General features: G+C 52.0%; 16 protein-coding genes. All 16 read left to right on the forward strand.

Annotated elements, in window-relative coordinates:
- The first annotated feature begins 226 nt into the window (after positions 1–226).
- The 16 genes from spoVT (at position 227) to nadA (ending at position 17,956) form a co-directional block, all read left to right on the forward strand.
- Positions 227–769: a stage V sporulation protein T gene (gene spoVT / locus NSQ73_RS30415; protein WP_171715659.1), complete on the forward strand. Its 543-nt coding sequence runs from the start codon at positions 227–229 to the stop codon at positions 767–769.
- 220 nt (positions 770–989) lie between these two features.
- Positions 990–2,645: a putative polysaccharide biosynthesis protein gene (locus NSQ73_RS30420; protein ID WP_340989925.1), complete on the forward strand. Its 1,656-nt coding sequence runs from the start codon at positions 990–992 to the stop codon at positions 2,643–2,645.
- A gap of 74 nt (positions 2,646–2,719) precedes the next feature.
- A complete protein-coding gene (gene mazG, locus NSQ73_RS30425) occupies positions 2,720–4,219 on the forward strand; it encodes a nucleoside triphosphate pyrophosphohydrolase (protein WP_340989926.1) in 1,500 nt (499 codons plus the stop codon).
- 264 nt (positions 4,220–4,483) lie between these two features.
- Complete coding sequence (locus tag NSQ73_RS30430) at positions 4,484–4,756, forward strand: HU family DNA-binding protein (RefSeq protein ID WP_039309509.1); 273 nt, start codon at positions 4,484–4,486, stop codon at positions 4,754–4,756.
- The gene (locus NSQ73_RS30435; RefSeq protein ID WP_036723951.1) at positions 4,756–5,034 is read left to right on the forward strand and encodes an RNA-binding S4 domain-containing protein; all 279 of its coding nucleotides are present in this window, start codon (positions 4,756–4,758) and stop codon (positions 5,032–5,034) included. Before NSQ73_RS30430 ends, NSQ73_RS30435 begins: the two co-directional genes overlap by 1 nt.
- 141 nt (positions 5,035–5,175) lie before the next feature.
- On the forward strand, positions 5,176–5,460 hold the full coding sequence (gene yabP, locus NSQ73_RS30440; RefSeq protein ID WP_171715656.1) for a sporulation protein YabP: 285 nt from the start codon (positions 5,176–5,178) through the stop codon (positions 5,458–5,460).
- A complete protein-coding gene (gene yabQ, locus NSQ73_RS30445) occupies positions 5,457–6,020 on the forward strand; it encodes a spore cortex biosynthesis protein YabQ (protein ID WP_171715655.1) in 564 nt (187 codons plus the stop codon). The genes yabP and yabQ overlap by 4 nt, the downstream gene beginning before the upstream one ends.
- A 22-nt stretch (positions 6,021–6,042) precedes the next feature.
- Positions 6,043–6,375: an FtsB family cell division protein gene (locus tag NSQ73_RS30450; protein ID WP_171715654.1), complete on the forward strand. Its 333-nt coding sequence runs from the start codon at positions 6,043–6,045 to the stop codon at positions 6,373–6,375.
- A 128-nt stretch (positions 6,376–6,503) separates the two neighbouring features.
- Complete coding sequence (locus NSQ73_RS30455; RefSeq protein ID WP_042132690.1) at positions 6,504–7,007, forward strand: S1 domain-containing RNA-binding protein; 504 nt, start codon at positions 6,504–6,506, stop codon at positions 7,005–7,007.
- A 441-nt stretch (positions 7,008–7,448) separates the two neighbouring features.
- Positions 7,449–9,956 carry a stage II sporulation protein E gene (gene spoIIE / locus NSQ73_RS30460; RefSeq protein ID WP_042132691.1) on the forward strand — a complete coding sequence of 836 codons (2,508 nt, stop codon included), beginning with the start codon at positions 7,449–7,451 and terminating at the stop codon, positions 9,954–9,956.
- Positions 9,957–10,866: 910 nt separating this feature from the next.
- The gene (locus NSQ73_RS30465) at positions 10,867–11,613 is read left to right on the forward strand and encodes a hypothetical protein (RefSeq protein WP_042132692.1); all 747 of its coding nucleotides are present in this window, start codon (positions 10,867–10,869) and stop codon (positions 11,611–11,613) included.
- Positions 11,603–12,541, forward strand: a complete 939-nt coding sequence (locus tag NSQ73_RS30470) for a serine/threonine protein kinase (RefSeq protein ID WP_042132693.1) — start codon at positions 11,603–11,605, stop codon at positions 12,539–12,541. The genes NSQ73_RS30465 and NSQ73_RS30470 overlap by 11 nt, the downstream gene beginning before the upstream one ends.
- A gap of 74 nt (positions 12,542–12,615) precedes the next feature.
- Entirely contained in the window at positions 12,616–14,058 is a 1,443-nt protein-coding gene (tilS, locus tag NSQ73_RS30475) for a tRNA lysidine(34) synthetase TilS (RefSeq protein ID WP_076248553.1), read from the forward strand.
- Positions 14,059–14,103: 45 nt separating this feature from the next.
- On the forward strand, positions 14,104–14,643 hold the full coding sequence (gene hpt, locus NSQ73_RS30480; RefSeq protein ID WP_039309523.1) for a hypoxanthine phosphoribosyltransferase: 540 nt from the start codon (positions 14,104–14,106) through the stop codon (positions 14,641–14,643).
- Between the two features lie 111 nt (positions 14,644–14,754).
- Positions 14,755–16,806 carry an ATP-dependent zinc metalloprotease FtsH gene (ftsH, locus tag NSQ73_RS30485; RefSeq protein ID WP_076248555.1) on the forward strand — a complete coding sequence of 684 codons (2,052 nt, stop codon included), beginning with the start codon at positions 14,755–14,757 and terminating at the stop codon, positions 16,804–16,806.
- Between the two features lie 211 nt (positions 16,807–17,017).
- Entirely contained in the window at positions 17,018–17,956 is a 939-nt protein-coding gene (gene nadA, locus NSQ73_RS30490; protein WP_039309543.1) for a quinolinate synthase NadA, read from the forward strand.
- Positions 17,957–17,959 lie beyond the last annotated feature (3 nt).

Genomic DNA, 17,959 nt, shown 5'->3' on the forward strand with positions numbered 1-17,959 from the left:
GTCTGGAGCAGGTATAGAATGGAGAATTTAAGAACATAACTGGAATGATGCGCCTGGAGTGCTGTGATTTTGCATGAACTATTTTAAACAGGCGGCTTGGATGTATAAGGAACTGGGAAGAGATGAATACTATGGTCAGATATTACGATAAATCACTGGGATTAACCATTCCCATAATGGACAGTAGTTGGACCATACTTCTTAAGAAAGCGGGGCAACATGTGAAATGAAAGCTACTGGAATTGTACGCCGTATTGATGACCTCGGACGAGTTGTTATCCCTAAAGAGATTAGACGCACCTTGCGGATTCGGGAAGGAGACCCTCTGGAAATCTTCGTCGACCGTGACGGTGAAGTTATACTGAAAAAGTATTCTCCGATCGGCGAGCTGGGTGATTTCGCTAAAGAATATGCGGAGTCACTGTATGAGGGAACAGGGCATATTACCATGATTACGGACCGGGACACCTTCATCGCACTCGCCGGCGGCTCCAAGAAGGATTATTTGGAGAAGCAGGTTGGCGTACTGCTGGAGAAGGTAATGGAAAGCCGTAAAACGGTGCTTGAGACTAATGGGGGCAGCTACGACATCAGCAAAGACCACACGGAGCTGCTATCCAGCTACGTGGCAGCACCCATTATCTCCGGCGGAGATCCAATCGGCTGTGTAGTACTGCTGAATAAGGATGACACGGTGAAAATGGCGCAGATGGAAGTGAAGATGGCTGAAACAGCCGCAGCCTTCCTGGGCAAGCAAATGGAGCAGTAAGAGATTGGCCTATAGAACCCCGCTTATCCTCTGGGTATGAATCCACAGGAAATGGCGGGGTTTTGTTGTATCAGCGAAGCCATTTCCACTTACAGGCATACTTAAGCTATAATATAGAAATTCATTCTAATAGGATGAACTTAAGAATGCGGACTTTAGGGTAACATGCTTAAGTTCACGTTCAATAAAATGGCAGTCACGCTGTAGAAGCAGGTATATCATGAAATCGGACACACAAGGCTCGAAGCTGCTGCAAGGGGCATTTATTCTTAGCGCGGCAGCTATTTTCTCGAAACTGATCGGCACCCTGCAGAAGATTCCGCTGCAGAACCTGGGCGGTGACGCAGCATTCGGTATCTACAATACGGTCTATCCGCTATATACGATTCTGGTCACGGTGGCCATGCTGGGGTTGCCTGCAGCCATCTCCCGGTTCGTAGCAGAGGCATCTGCTGCGCAGGATGATCAGGAAGGACGGCGGGTGCTGCGCCTGTCAGCGGGCATTACAGCAGTCTCCGGACTGATTCTCGGGGTTCTGGTCTATACCGGAGCTCCGGTTATTGCTGTGTGGGTCGGCAACTCCCATATTACCCCTGCTCTGCGCAGCAGCGCCTGGGGACTGGCAGTAGTACCGATGATGGCTGCTCTGCGCGGTTACTTCCAGGGGCTGCATAATATGATGCCGACTGCGGTGTCACAGGTCATAGAGCAGTCGGTACGTGTGGCAGTCATGATCGCACTGCTGCTCTATCTGACAGCGGCCGGTGCCGATGCGGCAGGTATTGCCGCCGGCGCATTGCTCGGTCCTGCGGGCGGGGGATTGGCAGGTCTGGCTGTTATGCTCCTCTACTGGCGCAGTTACCGCCGCCGCGGGCTGCAGGACGTCATGCCTCATGTTCCGGCCAGAGGGAAACCAGCCTCAGCTGAAGTCCGCCCGGAACGCAGCGCGAATGCCCGTAAGCTGCTGGCTTATGGACTGCCGGTGATGCTGGGCGCTCTGGCAGTGCCGCTGATCGGCCTGGTGGATGTGTTCACGGTTCCCCGTCTGCTGACGGGAAGCGGCAGCAGTGAGACTGCTGCTATGGCCCAGTTCGGCATCTATAACCGCGGACTGCCGCTCGTCCAGATCGTAACCATGCTGGCCACCTCGTTGTCGGTAGTATTCATTCCGGCCCTGGCGGAAGCGAAATTCCAGCGGAACGAGGACCTTATCCGCACGCGCATCACGTTGTCGCTGCGCTGGTTCTGGCTCCTCGGGCTGGCCGCGTCCGTAGGCCTGGCCGTTCTTGCAGAGCCGGTTAACACGGCTCTGTACGGGGACGCTGCCGGCAGCAGTGCGATGACCTGGCTGGCCTTCACCGCCGCCGGCGGTACGGTCAGCATCATCTCTGCCGCGCTGCTGCAGGGCCTTGGCGCCGTGCGTGCGCCGGCGCTGCACCTTCTGGCCGCCGCTGCGCTTAAGGCGGCCCTGAACCTGCTGCTGGTCCCGCAGCAGGGCATTACCGGTGCGGCCATCGCCGGCGTGGCCGCACATCTCTTCGCAGCAGCGCTGAACGTGCTGCTGCTGCACCGCCAGGGCTATCTGCGGCTGCGCTTCGCAGATGCCCTGCTGAAGCCCGCGGCGCTGCTCGCGGGCCTGGGGCTGGTTGCCGCGGCCGTGAGCCTCGCCGCGGGCAGAGCGGCGGACGCGGCCGGCTTCGGCGGCGGGCGGACCGCTGCGCTGGCGCAGAGCCTGCTCGGCGTGCTCGCAGGCTGCGCCGTCTTCGCACTCGGCGCAGTGGCGCTGCGGCTGCTCAGCGAGAACGAACTGCGCCAGCTTCCGGGCTTCGGCCCCCGGCTGGCGGACAAGCTGAAGAAGCTGCGCCTGTTCCCTTAAGGCTTACTAATAATTTACATAGGGCCACCGGCTGCACGAGCAGCAGGCAGGTGCCCTGAAAGGAGTAGACAGGCATGAGCGCAATACTAACGGTAGTCGGTCTTGGCTCCGGCAATCCGGACCGGCTGACACTGGGCATTATCAAGAAGCTCAAGGCGGCATCCGCCATTTACGTGCGGACCGCGGAGCATCCCGCTATGGCTGCACTGGCTGAGCTTGAGATTTCTTCGGAGTCTTTCGACGGGCTGTATGAATCGTTATCCTCCTTCCCTGAGGTCTACGAAGCCATTACGGCCACCCTGATTGAGAAGGCAGCGGCGGCTCCGCAAGGCACAGAAATCGTCTATGCCGTGCCGGGACATCCCATGGTTGCTGAATCCGCTGTATCCCTGCTGCGCCAGCGCTGCCCGGAGGCCGACATTGAGCTGAATATCCTCGGCGGCGAGAGCTTCCTCGATGAGGCATTCGTCCGTCTGGGCTTTGATCCGATTGAAGGATTTCAGCTGCTGGATGCTTCGGGCATCCGCAGCTCCCAGCTCCACCCGGAGCTGCACACGCTGATCGGACAGGTCTATGACAGCTTCACTGCATCAGAAACCAAGCTCTGCCTGATGGAACTGTATCCGCCGGAGTATGAAGTAATTGTCGGACATGCTCTCGGTGTAGAGGGCGAGGAGCAGATTCTCCGTGTGCCGCTGTATGAGCTGGACCGGCTGGACGGATACGGCAACCTCTCGCTGGTGTATGTTCCAATCAACCCTGCAGAGGATGCGCGAAAGCGTACGTTTGCCCGGCTGCATGAGATTGTCGATATTTTGCGGAGCCCGGAAGGCTGTCCCTGGGACCGTGAGCAGACCCATGAATCCTTGCGCAAGAACCTGATTGAAGAGACTTATGAGGTGCTGGAAACGATTGACGAGGATGACCCGGACCATATGAAGGAAGAGCTGGGCGACCTGCTGCTCCAGATTATGCTTCATGCCCAGATGGAAGAGGAGCTCGGCACATTTAGCGTCTATGATGTAATAGAGGGGCTGAATGATAAGCTGATCTTCCGCCATCCGCATGTCTTCGGCGACCGTGTTGCCGGCAATGCCGAGGAGGCGCTGCAGAACTGGGACGGCATGAAGGCCGAGGAGAAGCGGCGCAAAGGCGTGAAGCCTGAAGCGCAATCCGCGCTCAGCGGGGTTCCGCGTGACCTGCCTGCACTGATGAAAGCCTACAAGCTGCAGAAGAAGGCGTCCAAGGTCGGTTTCGACTGGGATAACACCGGGGATGTATTGGCCAAAATCCGTGAAGAGACCGATGAACTGCAGGAAGCCATTGAAACGGGACTGTCTGCCGAGGAGCAGATGCTGGAGCTTGGCGATCTGCTGTTCGCGGCAACCAATGTAGCCCGCTTCATCGATGCCGATCCGGAGGAAGCGCTGACCCGCACAAACCGCAAGTTTATCTCCCGGTTCCAGTACATTGAGCAGCGGCTGCTTGATAGAGGTACTAGTGTTCAAGACAGTAGTCTGGAAGAGATGGAAGCCCTCTGGCAGGAAGCCAAGACGGAAGAGCGGAGCAAGTAGTGTATACAGTGCCGGGGAAACGGTAATGCTGTGAACAGGACCTTAAATCTCTGATTTGAAATGCAAAGAGAGGTTTATAATGTTATAGTGCTATAAGCCCCGGTTCTCCCGCCAGATGTTACATTTTTAAAAAAAACGGCGGATCATGGCAGGAATTGAGGGTAGAATCAAGAATATCATAAAGACGAAATGACGTTTTGCGGCAATTTCTGCCAGCAAACTGATTTTCATTTATTTTTTGTATCCTAGGAGGAACTTCAAATTATGAACAAGACAGATCTGGTAAACAACATTTCCGAAAAAAGCGGATTGGCCAAAAAAGATGTAGAAGCAGTACTCAACGGGGTTCTGGGCGAAATTACAGAAGCTCTGGCAAGCGGAGATAAAGTGCAGCTGATCGGATTCGGTACTTTTGAAACCCGCAAACGTTCCGGCCGCACAGGCCGTAACCCGCAATCGGGCACACCTATTGAAATCCCTGAATCGACTGTACCGGCCTTCAAGGCAGGTAACAAGCTTAAAGAAGCCGTTAACTAATGCGTCTGGACAAGTTCCTGAAAGTTTCCCGTCTGATCAAGCGCCGCACCGTGGCCAAGGATGTGTCCGAACAGGGCCGGGTACTGATCAATGGACGGGAATCCAAACCGAGCAGCACTGTGAAGATCGGTGACGAGATTACCGTGCAGTTCGGCCAAAAGCTTGTGACGGTCAAAGTCGAAAAGCTGGTGGAGACCACCCGCAAGGACGAGGCCGCCGGAATGTATACCCTGCTCCGTGAAGAGCCTGTGGCCAAAAGCACCGGACTCGACTGGTAAGGCAGATATTCAAAGGCAGTAACCGAAAGCGTAACTTTACTCTATGTGAAGTTGCGCTTTTTTACGATGCATGGCACGCCTTCATGTTCTATACCCTGTCCTTCCGTCATAGATTAGAACCAAGAAGGAGGGGTACATGCTATGATCGAGCCAGCCAAAGTCAATAAACAACATGATCTGCACATGCACAGCCGTAAACAGGTCGAACTTACGGGCGTGCAGAATGTAGAGAGCTTTGACAGCGAGGAGTTTCTGCTGCGTACGGAACTCGGCCATCTCACCATTCGGGGAAATCATTTACATATCAAAAATTTAAGTCTGGAGAATGGATTGTTGTCACTTGAAGGCAATGTTCATTCCCTGATTTATCTGGACCCCGGTACGCAGGGCAAAAATAAAGGGATTCTCCGTAAGCTGTTCAAATGAATCCCGCGGTCCAATGGATCACCCTGCTCTACATGGTGCTGGCCGGCACAGCCATGGGACTGGCCTATGACAGCTACCGGGTGCTGTCGCTGAAGCTGAGCTTTCCCAAATGGCTGAATGCGCTGCTGGATCTGCTGTACTGGATAGCGGCTGCCCTGTTCGTCTTTCGCATGCTTTATGCCGGAAATCAGGGACAATTGAGGTTTTATGTCTTTCTCGGACTCTTTCTAGGTGTATGGATCTATTTTTTGATCTTCAGTGTTACGGTGCGGCGTTTTGTGTTAATGTTAATTCAGTCGGTTCAGTATACGTGCAGGATGCTATGGAGATGTATTGAGATCGTAATCGGATGGCCGCTTCTCTGGCTGTGGCGCCTTGTGAAGGGAACGCTGCTGCTGCTCGGCCGGATCCTGCTCTATATTTTGAAGCTGCTGCTGCGTCTAACCAAGCCAATCTGGGTACTTCCTGTAAGGTGGGTCTCTCCGTATCTTTCCCGGTTCTATCACAGTGCCAGGATGGTGAGGATCACTAAATGGATATCGGGATGGCGGAAACGCTGATCTTGAACTGGGGGTACGCTGTATGAACAGATTCTCTGCGGAAGAGAAGAATGATAACCATAAGGCTTCGGCCGCAGGCGCGAAGAGAAGAAAGTTTATATGGATTTTTGTAGTGGCGGTATTCTTCGGCTGGGCCGGGTTTACTTTCTTTGCCCAGAGTTCAGCTATTGCCGACAAGACTGAACAGCTTGCGAAGAAGCAGCAGAGCAATGAAAGTGTCACAGCTTCGCTCAACCAACTGAAATATGAAGTCTCGCGGCTGAATGATGATGAGTATATCGGACAATTAGCGCGTAAATGGTATAATATGTATCCAGAAGGTGAATCACCTATCCGCACAGAGCAATCTGAGTAATAAAAGCAGGCTAAAAGGGGCTTTCGCTCTGTTGCCTTGCTTTCTTCTTTACTGTATAATCAAATCACCGCAGACAGGATGAACTTAATATTCGTCTGTATATTTTTAAGGGAGGATCATTTTATTCTATGGCAATTGAAGTGGGCACCAAGTTAGAGGGCAAGGTGACAGGCATCACGCATTTCGGAGCATTTGTGGATCTGTCAGGAGGTGTCACAGGTCTCGTTCACATCTCGGAGATCGCCGATAACTACGTCAAGGATGTTAACGATCATTTGAAGATTGCGGATGTAGTAACCGTCAAGGTGATCAATGTTGACAAGGACGGCAAGATCGGACTTTCCATTAAGCAGGCCGTTGATAAGCCGGCGTCAGAAGTACGTCCCCCCAGAGCTCCAAGACCAGAACGTCCAAGCGGTGGAGACCGTTTCGGCGGTGGTGGCGGCAGTGGCGGAGGCGGCGGTGGTGGATTCAATCGTGAACGGGGTGGGCGTCCATTCAAGCCTGCAGCCGGTAAACCTTCATTCGAGGATAAAATGTCACGCTTCCTGAAAGACAGCGAAGAACGGATATCTTCGATCAAGAAGAACACAGAAGGAAAGCGCGGCGGCCGTGGAGCCAAGCGCGTATAATCTGAGTCTTGCACATCATAAATAACCGCTGGGGCTTCATGCCCTTCGCGGTTTTTTTGTGTGTCCTTGTAATAGTCCAATTCCTGGAATTTGCCCGCAATGGCAGTAAGCTCTGCACAACTTCAGTGTAGGATTCGCAGCCGGGCTGTTTTTTGTCGGCCACAAACAAATTGCCGACAGCATCCAAGCCATTCTCACATAACTCTAGGGCAATCGCTGACGAATGTATGCACGGGCACCGGCAACGTCCGCCGTCATGGACAGCCCCGGCAAGGGCTAACCTTTGGCTCCGTAAGGGTTAGAAAGGTTTTTCCATAAAATGTCGGCAGAGGCTTTTTTGTCGGAATATTTTTACAGCCTGCTCTCTGTTTCTGACAAACTTTCATAAGACCCCCGCTATATAATGAGAACCATAAATTCTTATACGGGTGGTGCAGGGGAATGAGTAAAAGCAATGTGGTGAATTTGCCGGAGTGGACAAGAGCAGGAAGCAAAGACAAGATTCAGAAGGAAGCTTGGAGTACACGTCTGAAGGCGTGGAGTATGAAACAGCCGGTCCTCCAGTTCATCGCGGTCAAGAAGTGGGCAATGCTGCTGAGTCTGATGGGCTTTTTACTGGGCCGTGCCATGATTTTGGACGAGCTGACTCCTTTTGCTGCCGCTTATTTCGCCGTCATTGTATTTATGCGCAGGGACTCTACGCTGCCTGTGGCTGCGGCTATTCTGCTCGGAAGTCTCTTTACCCCGTTTCCCGGTGCTATAGTGGTTGCCGCAGAGCTGATTATCTTTTATCTGATTTACAAAGGAATGGAGAACTTCCAGCGGGTGGATCTGTCCTATGCGCCGCTGATGGTATTCGTGGCTTCTTTTATGGTGGGACTGTTCCGGGTGGTAATCGGGCCGACGCTGGCCTGGTATCCGCTGATGATGGCAACGATTGATGCCTTGCTTGGGTTTGTGCTGACGCTCGTATTCCTGCAGGCGCTTCCGGTGTTCACTTATAAGCAAAAAAGCAGGGCGCTTCGCAATGAAGAGGTCCTCTGCCTGATTATTCTGCTGGCCTCCGTGATGACAGGCCTGGTCGGGTGGACGGTAAACGGCCTTTCTCTGGAGCATATTTTATCGCGTTTCCTCATTCTGCTCTTTGCCCTTGCCGGTGGAGCCCCGCTCGGGGCAGCCGTCGGTGTCGTCACCGGTCTGATCCTCAGTCTGGCTGATGTAAGTGCCATTTATCAGATGAGTCTGCTGGCCTTCTCCGGCATGCTGGCGGGAATGATGCAGTCCGGACGCAAAGGGGCCGTCTCTATCGGGATGCTGCTGGGTTCAACCATATTGTCGGTATATTTCATGGGACCGGGCGATGTGATGAATTCCACCTGGGAGACCTGCGCGGCCGTAGTGTTGTTTCTTCTGACACCTAAAGGCATTATTTCTGCCATTGCCAAATATGTACCGGGCACTGCTGATCATAGCCGCTCTCAACATGAATATGCCCGCAGAGTGCGGGATATTACAGCAGACCGGGTTACCCAGTTCTCTCAGGTATTCCGTCAGCTCTCCAGCAGCTTTGGTCAAATTCCCCGTGCCACGGAAGCAGGTAAAAGCGACCGTGAAATGGAGGATTTTATGAAAACGGTAACGGAAGGAGCCTGCGCCGGCTGCATCCGGCGTACTCACTGCTGGGATGCCAAGTTCTATCAGACATACAGATATATGACCGATATGATGACTACTGTGGAGGAATGCCCCGACATTACAGCGGCCCAGCTGCCTCCGGAATGGAACCGGATCTGCGGCAAGACGGGCGAAGTGCTGGAAGTAATGAAGGGCCAATATGAACTCTATCAGCATGATATGCGCTGGAAGCGGCAAATATACGACAGCCGCCAATTTGTTGCCGAGCAATTATCCGGGGTCTCTCAGGTTATGGAGGATCTGGCGAAGGAGATCAAGCGGGAGGGCCAGGCGATGTACCGCCAGGAGGGACAGATTCGCGAGGCACTGGAGAAGCTGGGCCTGTCAATTCACACTATAGAAATTCTAAGCCTTGATCCCGGGCGGGTAGAAATTGAAGTAGTGCATGCTTATACCCGGGGCTTTGACGAATGCCGCAAAATGATTGCCCCGCTGCTCTCCGATATCCTGGAGGAGAATATTGCGGTGGTAAGTGAAACAGCTGTGCACCCGCGCGAAGGCTTATCCATGGTGACTTTTGGTTCGGCCAAAGCTTATGAAATCAATACCGGCGTAGCCGGGGCTGCCAAAGGAGGCGACATAATGTCCGGCGACAGCTTCAGTACGGTGGAGCTCGGAAATGGCACCTTTGCTGTGTCGATCAGCGATGGAATGGGCAACGGCGAGCGGGCCCGGATGGAGAGCAGCGCTGCGCTATCCATGCTGGAGAAGCTGCTGCAATCCGGGATGGATGAGAAGCTGGCGGTCAAGTCCGTCAATTCGATTCTGCTGCTGCGTTCCCCGGATGAATTCTATGCGACCGTGGATATGGCGCTGATCGATCAATATTCGGCGCAGACCATCTTCATGAAGATAGCATCAGCACCAAGCTTTATCCGGCGGGGCAGCGAGGTTATTCCGGTGACAGCCAGCAATCTGCCGATTGGAATTATTAAAGATATCGAAGTGGACCTGGTCACCATGCAGCTGCGTCCCGGGGATATTCTCATTATGATGACCGATGGTATTTATGATGCGCCCGGATATGCCGTTAATAAAGAGATATGGATGAAACGCCTGATCCAGGAGCTGGAAGGCGATGATCCTCAGGATATGGCCGACAGCCTGCTGGATAAAGTAATCCGTTACCAGGGCAATGAGATCCATGACGACATGACGATTGTCGTCAGCCGTGTCGATCATTTCCATCCGGAGTGGTCCAGCCTGCATATGCCAGGCGTGGGCCGGATGGAGAGACCGCGTACAGTTAGTTAGGTAACCTATCATTCAGCTGACATTGTTCTTTCATTATTATCTGTAGAGGCAGAACTTAAAATTGTGGCCAGCCGATAAAACGCCCCCCTGCAGAGTAAGGGTTTCGTTCATGCAGTAAGTGGGATTCTTAAGTTCCCTCTATTTTCTGTCCGTCACGCTGCCATGGGATTCAAGAACCACTGGCAGCCCTGGTCCGTCTCGGTTCAGGCATGAAATTGTTGTACGTAGTACAGCTTTGATTCGGCGTTACCCGGTTGTTTGGAAGGATTGTTGTATGAATTACAACAATTGCTCCGCTAAATGGCTTGGAAGCTGAGAAATCCTGCATTTCGTACAACAATATCCGCTTAGGGATGATTTTGTGAGGGAAATGTTGTATTTGGTGCAGGATTTTAAGACACAAACTGGAGGAGCGATAGCGGGCGCTTAATAGTTTATCTGCAGGAAACGTATCAATTCAGCTGCAGCAAATACCAGATTTCCAGCAACAGCTAAGTCGTTGATCACCACTGGAGGTTCCAAATATTCCTCTGGCTGTGGCCTGTGGGCTAAGAAATCTTGTTTCAATAGGCGGGTGCACTCCATCGATCCACCCACCCACCCTGCCCCGCCCCGTTTCAACCGCCGCTGACTCAGCGGCGATTGCTTCAGATTGTTGGTCTTATCGTGAGGTTAAGGAACGGAGAGGAATTTTGGAACTGTAGAAGCGGCAGCGTTCGCCTTTGTCCCCGGATTTGCACCTTATAACAAATTTAATAAATCCGGGGACAACAGCGATCGAAAGTCCAAATATTTCTTGCAGTTCCCCGGCCTCACGATAATTTATCTGAAGCTCCGCTAAGCGGAGTTTGAAATCTCTCTACCTTGGATATGCTAGAACTAGATACAAGGCAAAGGGGAGTGAACGGTCATGAAGCAGATACTGCTCATTACTGACGGTTGTTCGAATGTGGGGGAAAGTCCGGTACTTGCGGCGGCGCATGCCCGGCAGGAAGGCATTACGGTCAATGTTGTAGGTGTCGTGGACTATGGAACGATCGGTGAACTCGGAAGCCGGGAGATCGCTGATATTGCCAAAGCGGGAGGCGGACTCAGCCGGATTGCCTCAACGTCGCAGCTGGCGCAGACCATTCAGATGATGACCCGCAAGACCGTGGTTCAGACGATCCAGCAGGCGGTTAATAAAGAGGTAAAAAAAATTCTCGGCGAGGGTTCCCTTGAAGAACTGCCTCCGCAGCAGCGGTCGCAGGTGGTTACGGTTGTCGATGAGTTGACTGAGACTTCTCCGCTGCGTATTGCCCTATTAATTGATGCAAGTGCGAGCATGAAGCCCAAGCTGGGTGCCGTGGAGGATGCCATCCGTGATTTGGCTCTCAGTCTGGAGGCACGGGAAGGGCGGAGCGAGCTTGCCGTGTTCCATTTCCCCGGACACTCCAGCAGTGAAGATGCCGTGCTGGATATGGACTGGACGCGGAATGTATCGGAAGTCCGCTCACTGTTCTCCAGGCTGAAGATGCGGGGGGCTACTCCGACAGGACCGGCTATTTTCAAGGTGCTCGAACATTACCGTTATGATAAACTGGATGAACCTCGTGACTATCTTGTGAATGGGGATGACGAGGCAAGAGAAGGGATGATTGGTGGGTATGTCGTCTAATCCACCCTTTCCGGCAGGCACTGTAATTACCGGCAAATGGCGGGGGAACCGTTATGTTGTGGAGCGGATGCTGGGGAAAGGGGCAAACGGAACCGTATATCTTGTGCAGCGGGAAGGCCGGCGGGAGCGGTATGCGCTCAAAATCGGATACGATACGCTGGAGCTGCAGTCAGAGATCAATGTACTGACCTCTCTGCAATCCTGCCGTAAACGCAGCGAGCACCGGGCGCGCAAGGAGTCACCGTTGTCCTCTTACCTGCTGGAATCGGATGATTTCAAGGATAGGGACCATACTCCTTTCTACGTGATGCGTTATGTGGAGGGCAGACCGCTGCATCATTTTTTGTCCAGGAACGGGGCGTCCTGGCTGGGGCTTGTCGGCATGAAGCTTCTGGAGAAGCTGCAGACCCTGCATGAGTGCGGCTTTGTGTTCGGAGACCTTAAGCCGGAGAATGTCATGGTATCCAGTTACGGGGAAGCCGAGCTGATTGACTACGGTGGCGCGAGTCCCCTGGGACGCAGCGTGAAGCAGTTTACCGAATGGCATGACCGCGGATTCTGGAACGCCGGCAGCCGGACGGGAGACGAGAACTATGATCTGTTTGCTTTTGCCGTACTGTGCCTGCGCCTGCTTAATGAAGAAGGTCTGAAGTCCGCAGCCCAGCAGCTGCCGCAGACCCGGAGTGTGGATGAACTGCTGAAGCTGGCCAGAAATCTGCCTGACAAGAAGCTGGCCTCCTGGCTGTGTCTGGCGCTCAAAGGCGGTTTTCCCGGTTCCGCACAAGCTGCGGAGATCTGGAGAAGTCAGATATACAGAGCACGGAAGACGGGAAAGGATACAATGGCAACTCCCCGCTGGCTCAAAAATGCGTTTGCGCTGTCTTTATTTCTGCTGGCCTTTACGATTTACTGGGTATTCCGTTTTTGAAATTATACATAATACCAGGGTACTGGAATTCCGGAGCAAGACAGGCAAGTGATCTGCAAGAAAGGATGCCGCATATGGAACAAATGAAAGAACTGGTGGAATCCGTACTGGAAGCTGCGGCTGAGCATGAACTGTGGCAGCCCCATGACACCATTGTAGTCGCAGTTTCCGGAGGGCCGGACTCTGTGGCTCTTTTGCGTATTTTGCACGAGATAGCCGTAAACCGGATGCCATTAACTCTGGTCTGTGCCCATGTGAATCATGGCTTCAGAGCCGAATCAGCAGAAGAGGCGGAGTTTGTCAGAAAATTGGCTGCTGAGCTGGGAATCCCTTTTGAGCTCGCGGAGTTTGATATTCCATCCATGGTCAAGGAAATAGGACTGGGTCCGGAAGGAGCGGCAAGGGAGAAACGCTATCAATTTCTTATTGAAACTGCGCACCGATACCATGCACGTTCTGTCGCACTGGCCCATCATGCCGATGATCAGGCCGAGACCGTGCTGATGCGGCTGCTGCGGGGGAGTGGTCCTTCAGGGCTTGCAGGCATGCGCTGGAAACGGACTGAAAAAAAGGTGGAACTCATCCGCCCCTTCTTGCGTATTAACAAAACAGCTCTTGTCGGCTTATGCCGGGAAGAGGGGTTTGCTTACGCGGAGGATGCCAGCAATCTGCTTATGAAGTATAAGCGGAACGCGGTCAGGCTGGAAGTATTGCCCCTGCTTGAACAGCATAATCCGAGAGTGAGACAATCACTGCTGCAGCTGTCTGAAATTGCCGGTGCGGAAGATGAATATATGGAGGCGAATGCGGCAAAATGCTTCGAAGAGCTTGTTTTTATCGAGCATGGAAAATACACCTTGAAGAGAGCTTCATTTGCGGCCCTACCCTCCGCTTTACAACGGCGTTTGATTAAACTAATATTAAATTATCTGTCAGCGGATTCATCTGCGATGGATTTCCCCAAGATTGAAGCTGTGCGCCGGGGAACGCTGCAGGAGTACCCCACCGTATGGACTTTGGATTTGGGCGGGGGTTTCGTCTGTATGCGGCAATATGACACCCTTTTGTTCTCATCCAAGCCCTTGCTTCGGCAGGTGAGCTATACATACCCTCTGTCTTTGCCTCATCCCCGGATCAACCTGAAGGAGATAGGAAAAGTTATGACGATGAAGGTGCTGGAGAGAGAAGATTTTTTTGCACAGGAGGAGGACTCTGGGAAGATGTCGGCTTGGTTTGACGGCGATGAGCTCGTCTTACCACTCACCATCCGTTCCCGATTGCCTGGAGATACCATAAGGGTTATGGGATTAAACGGAAGCAAAAAGGTAAAAGATATTTACATTGATGATAAAATACCTTCTTCCGAACGCTCTGCGATTCCCCTCGTTTGTGATGGTTTGGGCAATATCGTCTGGATTCCGGGCGTAAGGCGCTCGATGCATGCCGCAGTAGGGCGGCACACGGCCTCGGTGCTTCTCCTGTCCATGGAAGACATGGAACAGGGCGAAGAAACGTAATGGTCGAAGTAAGTCTTTCATAGTATAACTTAGGAGGTTCGCAAGTTGCAGAATGATATTCAAGAAATCTTGATCAGCGAAGAAGAAATCCAACAAAGAATCAGGGAGCTTGGCGCCCAGCTGAGCAAGGAATATGCAGGCCGCACACCTTTAGTCATCTGTGTACTCAAAGGTGCGTTTATCTTTATGGCGGATCTGGTTAAAGTGATTACAGTACCCGTTGAGATGGACTTCATGGCAGTATCCAGCTACGGCGGTACGACCAAATCATCCGGTGTAGTCAAAATCATCAAGGATCTGGACACATCGGTTGAAGGCCGTGATGTTCTGATTGTCGAGGACATTATCGACAGTGGTCTTACCCTCAGCTATCTGATTGAGATGCTGCAGGGCCGGAATGCTGCTTCCGTCAACGTAGTCACCCTGTTCGATAAACCTTCAGGCCGTGCAGTTAATCTTGAAGCCGAATACACCGGCTTTGTGATTCCTGATGCTTTCCTGGTAGGCTATGGACTCGACTATGCCGAACTGTATCGGAACCTCCCATACGTAGGTGTACTGAAGCCTGAAATTTATTCCAAATGAACCAATCGACAGCCTTAGATTCAAGGATCACTTTTCTGGATTTCCTGACAATTTGAGGAGTCTGGTCAGGCTATGGTACAATAACTTGAGCGTTGTGAGAGGAGGTAGGGGATGAATCGGTTCATCCGGAATTCTGGTTTTTATTTGATTTTATTTTTAGTCGTGGTGGGCATTGTCCAGTTTGTAAGCAATGGAAATGAATCCGCCGATTTCCCTAGATATGATGAGTTAAGACAGGAGATCAAGGACAACAATGTGAAGAGCCTGACGGTTCAGTTTGAGGGTAACGCATTTCTGGTTACAGGCGAATATAAAGAATTGCCACCTGAGACTAAATCGAAGAATTTCTCCACTTATGTTCCTCCTACAGATCGGGCCCTTGATGAACTTATAGCTGCCAGCGAAGTTAATGGCGTGGAGCTGACTCAGAAGAAAATGGAAGGCGACAGCATCTGGCTGACATTCCTTTCTTCCATCATTCCATTAGTTATCATGTTCATCCTGTTCTTCTTCCTGTTTAACAATGCACAGGGCGGCGGCGGCAAGGTCATGAATTTCGGTAAGAGCAAAGCCCGGTTATATAATGAAGAGAAGAAGAAAATCAGCTTCGAGGATGTTGCAGGAGCTGATGAAGAGAAACAAGAGCTCGTGGAGGTCGTGGAATTCCTCAAGGATCCGCGTAAATTCGCAGCTGTAGGTGCACGTATTCCTAAGGGGGTACTCCTTGTGGGACCTCCGGGAACAGGTAAAACCTTGCTGGCCCGTGCGGTAGCAGGTGAAGCCGGCGTTCCATTCTTCAGCATCTCCGGTTCCGACTTTGTGGAAATGTTCGTCGGTGTCGGCGCATCCCGGGTACGTGATTTGTTTGAGAATGCGAAGAAGAATGCTCCTTGTATCATCTTTATCGACGAAATCGATGCTGTGGGACGTCAGCGCGGCGCAGGACTTGGCGGCGGACATGACGAACGCGAACAAACCCTTAACCAATTGCTCGTTGAAATGGACGGCTTTGGCGGCAACGAAGGCATTATCATTGTCGCGGCTACCAACCGCGCCGACATACTGGATCCGGCATTGCTCCGTCCAGGCCGGTTTGACCGTCAGATTACGGTTGACCGTCCAGACGTGAAGGGCCGTGAAGCTGTACTGAAGGTTCACTCCCGCAACAAACCGCTTACCAAGGATGTTCGGCTTGACGTAATTGCCAAGCGTACAACCGGATTTACCGGTGCGGATCTGGAGAACCTGCTTAACGAAGCGGCACTGCTTGCTGCACGCCGCAACCGTAAGGACATTACCATGCGTGAAGTGGATGAAGCGATTGACCGTGTAATTGTCGGCACAGAGAAACGCAGCCGCGTAATCAGTGACCGCGAGAAACGGATTGTAGCTTACCACGAAGCAGGCCATACCATTGCCGGCTACTTCCTCGAGCATGCCGATGTGGTGCATAAGGTTACCATTATCCCGCGCGGCCGCGCAGGCGGATATGTCATTATGCTTCCTAAGGAAGACCGGATGATCGTTACCAAGCAGGAACTCTTGGATAAGGTTACCGGATTGCTTGGCGGACGTGTTGCTGAAGAATTGTTCATTGGTGAAATCGGCACAGGCGCTTATAGTGACTTCCAGCAGGCTACGCGCATTGTGCGTGCGATGATTATGGAATATGGAATGAGCGATAAGCTTGGGCCATTGCAGTTCGGTACATCCCAAGGCCAAGTCTTCCTTGGCCGTGATATCGGACATGAGCAGAACTACAGTGACTCCATTGCTTACGAGATTGACCAGGAAATGCAGAACCTTATCCGCAGCAGCTATGAGCGCTGCAGAGAGCTGCTGACCAAGCATTCCAAAGAAATGCACCTGATTGCGAACACCCTTCTGGAGAAGGAAACGCTGGAACTTGATCAGATCACAGAATTGATTGAGCAAGGCTACCTGACGGAGGATGGCAAACCGGAAGAAACAGAGGCAGTAACGCATGAAGCGGGCGAGCCAGTAATTGATTCTATCGGTGATGTACGTGTACGCATTCAAGGCAAATCCGATGAAGAACCGCCATTCCTTGGCGATCTGTCTAAGGATATTCCGAATAAACCGGATCCTGAAGAAGGAAACGGTTCGGATGATGGCAACAAAGGCGGCGGAAGTCTGGTTTAATCGCTGAATAAAACATCGTAATTTTATCCGGAGAACCTGAGGTTCTCCGGATTTTTCTGTCTATAGGTACATCAGGACATAGAGGTACACCCGGCTTGCCCGCATTGACAGGGGGTGGAACGTTGTGTACATTAGTGATTAAATATTAAATAAATTAACTTAATAGAATGTACTGGCTATATGCCATGAAGACATAAGGGGGAGAATGACCGTGGAAGCTCTGGCGCTTGAGCGCAAGCAGGAACAGAATCGTGAACTTCGTGTGCGCCTCGAACAGCTTAAGAAAGAACGGAATGCAATAATTCTGGCTCATTATTATCAGCGTGATGAAATTCAGGAAGTAGCGGATTTCCGTGGCGACTCTTTTTTACTGGCTCAGAAGGCTGCGGAGACAGAGGCAGATGTGATTGTATTCTGCGGGGTTCACTTTATGGGGGAAAGCGCCAAGATTCTTGCGCCGAACAAAACTGTTATAATTCCTGATGAACGCGCCGGCTGTCCTATGGCGGATATGGTCAATGTGGACGGACTCCGGAAGCTGAAGGCGCAGCATCCTAATGCCAAAGTAGTAACCTATATCAACTCCTCCGCTGAGATCAAAGCGGAAACTGATATTTGCTGTACCTCTGCCAATGCGGTGAAGGTGATTGAATCGCTTGATGCGGAAGAAATTATCTGGGTACCCGATAAGAACCTGGGCCAATATGTTCAGGATAAGACCGGCAAGAAGCTGATTATATGGGAAGGCTACTGTAATACTCATGATATGCTTACCGTCAAGGATGTAGTGGAGATGAGAGCCAAATATCCGGAAGCGGAATTTGTGGTACATCCGGAATGCCGTCCTGAAGTGGTGGCCATGGGTGATTATGTGGGCAGCACAACCTCGATTATAGAGTATTGCCGGAAATCGGACCGCCGGCAGTTTATCGTGGGAACTGAGGATGGAACCGGATATCAGCTGCGTTTGGACAGTCCGGATAAAGAATTCCATTTTGCCACCAAATTCCTGGTTTGTCCCAATATGAAGGTTAACAATTTAAAGAAACTGGTAAAATGCCTGGAGACGATGAAGCCGCAGATTTATGTACCGCCCGCTGTCGCCGACAAAGCCAGAACTTCCCTAGAGCGCATGCTACAAGTCCGGTAGCAT

It is taken from the genome of Paenibacillus sp. FSL R10-2736, from assembly GCF_038000245.1.
In the GTDB taxonomy this organism is placed as follows: Bacteria; Bacillota; Bacilli; order Paenibacillales; family Paenibacillaceae; genus Paenibacillus_AQ; species Paenibacillus_AQ phytohabitans.